This is a genomic window from Acidimicrobiales bacterium (assembly GCA_035533095.1).
Classification (GTDB): domain Bacteria; phylum Actinomycetota; class Acidimicrobiia; order Acidimicrobiales; family Palsa-688; genus DATLUM01.
This window is the reverse complement of sequence record DATLUM010000103.1, coordinates 54,120-60,841: the sequence shown is the minus strand read 5'-3', so window position 1 is coordinate 60,841 and position 6,722 is coordinate 54,120. Positions and strand designations below refer to the sequence as shown.

Here is a 6,722-nt window from a genome sequence, read left to right as displayed (position 1 = left end):
TGGATGTCGCCTTCCATGACCTACAGCCTAGCGGGGAGCGTCTTTTACTCAGATGCTCGCAATGCTCGTCGATATTTTGTGAAATACTCGTTGTATGCCAACTAAGTCCACCCCCCGGAAGGCGCGGCAATCGAAGCCGGCTATGTCGGCTGAACACAAGCAAGCACTTGCCGTGGGACGTGAGGAGAGCCGGGCAGTTCGTCGCTATCTCGAAGCCATCGAAGCCCACAAGCCGAAGCGGGGACGCAAGCGGACAACTGAAGGAATCCAGGCCCGTTTGCGGGCTATCGATTCGAAAATGTCCTCTGCGGACCCATTGACACGTGTGCACCTCGTTCAGGAGCGGATGAACCTCCAGTCCGAGCTCGCGAACAAGGGTGAAACGGTCGACCTAGGGGCCCTCGAAAAGGGATTTGTGAAGGCAGCCCGGAGCTACGGCGAGCGCAAAGGGATCACCTACGCGGCTTGGCGGGCAGCCGGGGTTGACGCCAACATCCTCCGCAAGGCCGGTATCCCCCGCACGCGGGGCTGATCGGGCCGGACCACTCAGCGGGCAGCTCCAGCTGTCTGCGCCGTCGCGCCCGCGCTAGCGAGCAGCGAACGGAGCAGAACCCTCCCGTCGGAAGACCCGAGCAACTCGTCGCTAGCGCGTTCGGGGTGCGGCATCATCCCCACCACGTTGCCCGCCGCGTTGCAGATACCGGCTATGTCGCCGACCGACCCGTTCGGGTTGGCGACATAGCGGAACACGATGCGATCCTCCTCCCGCAGCCGGGCCAGTGTTGCCTCGTCGCAGGTGTAGTTGCCTTCGAAGTGGTTGATCGGGATTCGCAACTTCGTTCCGGGCGTGACCCCGGACGTGAGCACCGAACGATCCGTGACCACCTCGATCTCCACGGTTTCGCAGAGGAAGGTGAGGCCGCGGTTCTTCTGGAGAGCCCCCGGAAGCAGGTGCGCCTCGGTCAGGATCTGGAACCCGTTGCAGATGCCGACCACTGGCCCGCCGTTGGCCGCGAACGCCTCCACCGCCTGCATGATCGGCGAGAACCGGGCGATGGCGCCGGGGCGCAGGTAGTCGCCGTGTGCGAACCCGCCGGGCAGCACGATCGCGTCGATCGGCCCAACCGACCGGTCGCCGTGCCACACGATCGAGGCTTCGCCGCCGAGCGATTCGACCGCCTCGGCGACGTCATGCTCGCAGTTCGAACCGGGGAACATCACCACCCCGACACGGACGGTCACGGTACTGGCTCCAAGGTGACGTTCGAATTCTCGATCACCGGGTTGGTGAGGAAGCGGCGGCACAGCTCGTCGACCTCCCGCCGTGCTGCCTCCTCGTCCGTCGCCTCCACCTCGAACCGAAAGGACTTGCCTGCCCGAACGCCCGAGATCGTCTCGAAGCCGAGAGCCGGCAGGGCCCTTTCGATCGTGGTCCCCTGCGGGTCGGCGATGCCCGGACGGAGCATCACCTCCACCAGGGCGGAGAAACGCTTCAACTGCTCACCCCCGGCCAATCGGCAAAACGGAGCCCGGTAAGCCGCTCGTACGCCTGGATATAGCGATTCCTCGTCGCCGCCACGACCTCGTCAGGGAGGGCCGGAGGCGGCGGGGTCTTACCCCAGCCGGTCTCCTCCAACCAGTCGCGCAGCGGCTGCTTGTCGAACGACGGTGGCGTCGTACCGGGCTCCCACTCGTCCGCCGGCCAGAACCTCGACGAGTCGGGGGTCAGGACCTCGTCGCACAGCGCGATCCGCCCATCGATCATGCCCAGCTCGAACTTGGTGTCGGCGATGATGATCCCGCGCTCTGCGGCCAGCTCGGCCCCGCGCTGGTAGGCGGCCAAGCTGATCCGCCTCACCTCTTCGGCCGGTTCGCGACCGATCAGATCCGCTGCGGCTTCGAAGCTGATGTTCTCGTCGTGACCAGACGTCGCCTTGGTCGACGGCGTGAACACCGGCTCGGGAAGTCTCTCCGACTGCCTGAGCCCCCTGGGAAGAGGCTGGCCGTGCATCGTCTGGGACTTCTTGTATTCGGCCCACGCCGAGCCGGAGAGGTATCCCCGCACTATGCACTCGACCGGGAGCATCTCGGCACGGCGCACCACCATCACGCGCCCCTCGAGATCGGGGACGTCGCCTGCGACGGCGGGCACATCGAGGCTGACCAGGTGGTTGGGGGCCACGCCCGAGAGCTGTTCCAACCAGAATGCTGTGATCGCAGTCAGAACCCGGCCTTTGTCGGGGATCGGCTCGGCCATGACGACGTCGAAAGCCGACATCCGATCGGACGTCACGAACAACAGGTGCTTGTCGTCGAGCTCGTAGATGTCGCGGACCTTGCCCGACGCAAGGTGCGGCAGCTTCACGCCGGAGCTCACTTGGTCCACTCCGCCCGGTACTCGGCCAGGCGCTTCGCCAGCTCCTCGTCAGTGACAGCGAGGATCTCGATCGCCAGTAGGCCGGCGTTCACTGCTCCGTCGATGGCAACGGTCGCGACCGGCATTCCCCGGGGCATCTGCACTGTCGAGTACAACGCGTCGATGCCACCGATGGCCCCTCCAGACAGAGGCACTCCTATCACCGGGAGGGTTGTCTGGGCCGCGACCGCACCAGCGAGGTGGGCCGCCATGCCGGCGGCGCAGATGATCACCCCGTAACCGGCATCGCGCGCGCCGGACGCGAACTCCGCCACCTTCGCCGGTGTGCGGTGGGCGGACATGACGTGTTCCACGGCCTCCACGCCGAACGATCCCAGGGTCTCGGCGGCGGCAGCCATCTTCGGCTGGTCGTTGGCAGAGCCCATGAGTATCGCAACCCTCTTCATCTCTTTCCCTCCTCCTGCTCGGCTGCCTGCGCAGCTATGTCGGTCCGGAACTGCATGCCGGGGAACGAGACTTCGCCGACAGCCGCGTACGCTCTCGTGCGGGCCTCGCGCAACGAGGCTCCCGTGCCCGTCAAGCCGAGGACGCGCCCGCCCGAGGTCGTCAGACCCTCGCCGACGCCGGCGGCGAACACGTGGACACCGGGGATACCCAGCGGGTTCTTGAGTCCCTCGATCGGGGCGCCGGTCCGCGCCGCTTCGGGGTAGCCCGGCGCGGCCGCCACCACGCATACGGCAGCGCCGCCGCCGAACGCGGGCGCTCCCGCCTGGTCCAGGCTCCCGCCGGCGGCCGCAGCGAGCACGGCCGCGACGTCCCCCTCCCACCTCGGCATCAGCACCTGCGTCTCGGGGTCGCCGAATCGCACGTTGAACTCGAGCACCTTCGGTCCTTCCGGGGTGAGCATGAGGCCGGCGTACAGCACCCCTCTGAAGTCGATGCGGTGCTCCGACAACCATGACAGCGTCGGCTCCACCGCCCCGGCCATCACCGCCTCGACGACTCCCGGCCCCGCGACGGGCACAGGCGAGTACGAGCCCATGCCGCCGGTGTTCGGGCCGAGGTCGTGGTCCAGCGCCCGTTTGAAGTCCTGCGCGGGCGCCAGCGCCACGGCGCGTTTGCCGTCGCACACCGCCATCAGCGACAGCTCCGTCCCGTTCAATCCCTCCTCGACCACGACGCGCCGGCCGGCCTCGCCGAACGCGACACCGGCGAGCTTCGCTTCCACGTCCACGCAGGCCGCATCGAGGTCGTCGGTCACGAGCACACCTTTTCCTGCAGCGAGGCCATCCGTCTTCACTACCCACGGCGGCGGCAGCGACTTGAGGAACTCGATCGCCGGGGCGACCTCGTCGAAGATGCCGTACGCCGCCGTGGGGACACCGGCCTGCGCCAACACGTCCTTCATCCACGCCTTGGAGCCCTCCAGCCGTGCTCCATCGGCACCGGGGCCGAAGACCAGCCGGCCAGCCGCGCGGAGCCTGTCGGCCAACCCGTCCACCAGCGGCTGCTCCGGTCCGATCACGAACAGGTCGGCGTCCACGTGTTCAGGGGGGCCGCCCTTGCACGTCACACCGAGCGCCGCCATGCCAGCGTTCCCCGGGCACACCACGACGTCCGCCGTCCGCCCGAGCGCCTCGGCGAGGGCGTGCTCGCGCCCGCCTGACCCGACTACGCAAACCCGCATCCGCCCGCGTGGGGACACTACGGAGCGAACCTGACGAACTGGTCGCGGCCGGGGCCGACGCCGACCAGGCGGATGGGGACACCGGTCGTCTCGGCCAGGAAATGCACGTAGTCCTTGGCCTCCGCGGGGAGGTGGTGGAGCTCGGTTGCCGCCGAGGTGTCGGTCATCCACCCCGGCAGTTCCTCGTAGACGGGCACAGCCTTGTGCAGCACCGTCTGGTGGTAGGGCATGTGCTCGTAGCGCACCCCGTCGCACTCGTACGCGACGCACACCTTCAGGGTTTCGAACGTGTCGAGCACGTCTAGCTTGGTGAGGGCGACCTCCGTGAGCGAGTTGAGCCTCGCGGCCTGGCGGATCATCACCGCGTCGAACCACCCGGTCCGCCTGCGCCGGCCGGTGTTGGTGCCGAACTCCGCGCCGCGCTCGACGAGCACATCACCGAGTTCGTCATCCAGCTCCGTGACGAAAGGACCGGACCCGACGCGCGTCACGTAGGCCTTGGCGATGCCGATCACCTCGGCTATGTCCTTGGGGCCGATACCGGCGCCGACGCACGCTCCGCCGGCGACGGGGTTGGAGGAAGTGACGAACGGATACGTCCCGTGGTCGAGATCCAGGAATGTCGCTTGCGCACCTTCCAGAAGCACATGCTGGTCCGCGGACAGCGCCTCGTGCACCACCGCGACGGCGTCACCGATGTGCGGCGCGAGCGTCGGTGCGTACTCCTCGAGGTAGCGCCCCGCGATGTCAGCGGCACTCAAGGGCAGCCGGTTGTAGATCTTCGCAAGGATCAGGTTCTTCTCCTTGAGGACCACCTCCAGCTTCTCGCGGAAGATCTTGGGGTCGAGGAGGTCCTGCACCCGGATTCCGACCCTCGCCGCCTTGTCGGCGTAGGACGGCCCGATCCCGCGCTTGGTGGTACCGAGCTTGTTTCGCCCCAGGAAGCGCTCGGTCAACGCGTCGATCTCCTGGTGGTAGGGCATGATCAAGTGCGCGTTGCCGGACACGACCAGACGGGAGCAGTCCACGCCTGCGGAGGTCAGCTTCGCCATCTCGGCGAGCAGCACCCCGGGGTCCACCACTACGCCGTTGCCGATGACAGGCGTGATGTGGTCGTAGAGGATTCCGCTCGGTAGCAACTGGAGCGCGTACTTCTCCCCGTCCACCACGATAGTGTGGCCGGCATTGTGGCCGCCCTGATAGCGGACGACCACCTGCATCTCCTTGGCCAGGAGGTCGGTCAGTTTGCCCTTGCCCTCGTCACCCCACTGGGTTCCGACGACGACGGTGGCGCTCACCCGAACAGCATAGTGAGCCCACCCCTCAACCGATGGTGGAAAGACCCCCGTCCACAGCGAGAATTTGGCCTGTGATGTAGCTCGCCTCGTCGCTGAGGAGAAAGACGGCGGCGTTCGCGACTTCCCAGGCGGTCCCCTGGCGCCCCAGCGGGATGCGCGTCGAGCCGCGACTGGGTCTGCCGGCCGTGGCAAGCCTCCCTAGCGGCGTGTCGATCAGGCCCGGCGCCACAGTGTTGACACGCACTCCCGCCCGTGCCGCCTCGGCCGCGGCGTGCCTCGCCAAACCGAACTGAGCCGCCTTCGAAGCGTCGTAGGCCGGTATACGACTGCCAGGCTTGAGGCCCGCCAACGACGAGATCAACACCACCGCACCCCCCGCCTCCATGAGAGGCAGAGCTGCCTGGATGCAAAGGAAGTGCGACCGCACGTTGATGGAGAAAACGCGGTCCCAGTCCGCAGCCGACGTGCCTGCGAGACCCAGGCCGGAGCCGACCCCGACGTTGAGAACGAGGCCGTCCAGGCCGCCGAGCGCCTCATTCGCCTCGTGCACCGCCTCGGAGCAGGCTTGGGCGTCTGACACGTCGGCCACAACAACGGCTGCGTCCGCCTCGGGCCTCGCCTCCTTGATGAGGCGCGCCGTCTCATTCGCTGATGCTTCGTCGATGTCCGCCACCGCGACCGACGCCCCGTTGCGCGCGGCGGTGACCGCGATCGCACGCCCGTTGCCAGGAGGAGCCTCCGGTTCGTCGGTCGGCCGCGTGCCACCGCCGACGACGAGCACCCGTCGGCCGTCCAGCCTGCCGGGCGTCATGCTTGCGGCCATCCCGGGGTGCCTGCCTCCAACTGCACACCCGTCGCGTTCAAGAAGCCCGACACCAACCGGTAGAAACCCGCGACGATGAGAAGCTCGATCAACTCCTGCTCGTTCCATCTGGCGGAGAGCCGCGCCCACAGGTCGTCGTCAACGGAGTTGGTCAAGCAGAGCTGGTCGGCGAGCTCCACGAGGTCGCGGTCGCCATCAGCCCAACCGTCCGTGCTCTCTACCACGAGGCGGCGGACCTCCTCGTCGGTGATGCCTGCCCCCATGCCGATGACAGTGTGCTGGCCGAACTCGTAGACCGAACCCGACCTCCAGCCGACCCGCAGGATGACGATCTCTCTTTCGCGCGCCTGGACGAGTCCCTTGAACAGCAGGAACCCTCCGAACCGGTTGAATCGGTCGAGAAGCTCGGGGTACTTGGCAAGGGTGGCGAAGATGTTCAGCGGCGGCAAGCCTTCCGGCGCGTCGTCAGCGGGAGCGATCCTCGGGCCGGTTCCGTCCACGATTGATCAACCTAGCCAGCCTGCGATGCGCCCGCAT

Annotated in this window: 9 protein-coding genes; 1 reads left to right on the top strand and 8 read right to left on the bottom strand. The window is 67.3% G+C overall.

Going from position 1 to position 6,722, the window contains the following annotated elements:
* The first annotated feature begins 316 nt into the window (after positions 1 to 316).
* A complete protein-coding gene (locus tag VNF71_13115) occupies positions 317 to 532 on the top strand; it encodes a hypothetical protein (protein ID HVA75492.1) in 216 nt (71 codons plus the stop codon).
* A gap of 14 nt (positions 533 to 546) precedes the next feature.
* Here VNF71_13115 and purQ read toward each other — a convergent pair whose 3' ends face one another.
* Genes purQ through VNF71_13075 form a run of 8 tightly spaced genes read right to left on the bottom strand, consistent with a single transcriptional unit; the run spans position 547 to position 6,685 of the window.
* Entirely contained in the window at positions 547 to 1,242 is a 696-nt protein-coding gene (gene purQ / locus VNF71_13110) for a phosphoribosylformylglycinamidine synthase subunit PurQ (protein ID HVA75491.1), read from the bottom strand.
* Positions 1,239 to 1,514 (bottom strand): phosphoribosylformylglycinamidine synthase subunit PurS, encoded by a 276-nt coding sequence (gene purS, locus VNF71_13105; protein ID HVA75490.1) that lies wholly within the window; start codon positions 1,512 to 1,514, stop codon positions 1,239 to 1,241. The genes purQ and purS overlap by 4 nt, the downstream gene beginning before the upstream one ends.
* A complete protein-coding gene (locus VNF71_13100; GenBank protein HVA75489.1) occupies positions 1,493 to 2,377 on the bottom strand; it encodes a phosphoribosylaminoimidazolesuccinocarboxamide synthase in 885 nt (294 codons plus the stop codon). The genes purS and VNF71_13100 overlap by 22 nt, the downstream gene beginning before the upstream one ends.
* Positions 2,374 to 2,823 (bottom strand): 5-(carboxyamino)imidazole ribonucleotide mutase, encoded by a 450-nt coding sequence (gene purE, locus VNF71_13095; GenBank protein HVA75488.1) that lies wholly within the window; start codon positions 2,821 to 2,823, stop codon positions 2,374 to 2,376. Before purE ends, VNF71_13100 begins: the two co-directional genes overlap by 4 nt.
* The gene (gene purD / locus VNF71_13090; GenBank protein HVA75487.1) at positions 2,820 to 4,064 is read right to left on the bottom strand and encodes a phosphoribosylamine--glycine ligase; all 1,245 of its coding nucleotides are present in this window, start codon (positions 4,062 to 4,064) and stop codon (positions 2,820 to 2,822) included. The genes purE and purD overlap by 4 nt, the downstream gene beginning before the upstream one ends.
* A gap of 17 nt (positions 4,065 to 4,081) precedes the next feature.
* Positions 4,082 to 5,362, bottom strand: coding sequence for an adenylosuccinate synthase (locus tag VNF71_13085; GenBank protein ID HVA75486.1), 1,281 nt, complete (start codon positions 5,360 to 5,362; stop codon positions 4,082 to 4,084).
* Positions 5,363 to 5,387: 25 nt separating this feature from the next.
* Complete coding sequence (locus tag VNF71_13080; protein ID HVA75485.1) at positions 5,388 to 6,185, bottom strand: SDR family oxidoreductase; 798 nt, start codon at positions 6,183 to 6,185, stop codon at positions 5,388 to 5,390.
* The gene (locus VNF71_13075; protein ID HVA75484.1) at positions 6,170 to 6,685 is read right to left on the bottom strand and encodes a carboxymuconolactone decarboxylase family protein; all 516 of its coding nucleotides are present in this window, start codon (positions 6,683 to 6,685) and stop codon (positions 6,170 to 6,172) included. The genes VNF71_13080 and VNF71_13075 overlap by 16 nt, the downstream gene beginning before the upstream one ends.
* Positions 6,686 to 6,722 lie beyond the last annotated feature (37 nt).

Coding starts and splice junctions, on each gene's coding strand:
- purD (HVA75487.1), bottom strand. CDS start 4,064: ATGCGGGTTTGCGTAGTCGGGTCAGGCGGGCGCGAGCACGCCCTCGCC.
- purE (HVA75488.1), bottom strand. CDS start 2,823: ATGAAGAGGGTTGCGATACTCATGGGCTCTGCCAACGACCAGCCGAAG.
- VNF71_13080 (HVA75485.1), bottom strand. CDS start 6,185: ATGGCCGCAAGCATGACGCCCGGCAGGCTGGACGGCCGACGGGTGCTC.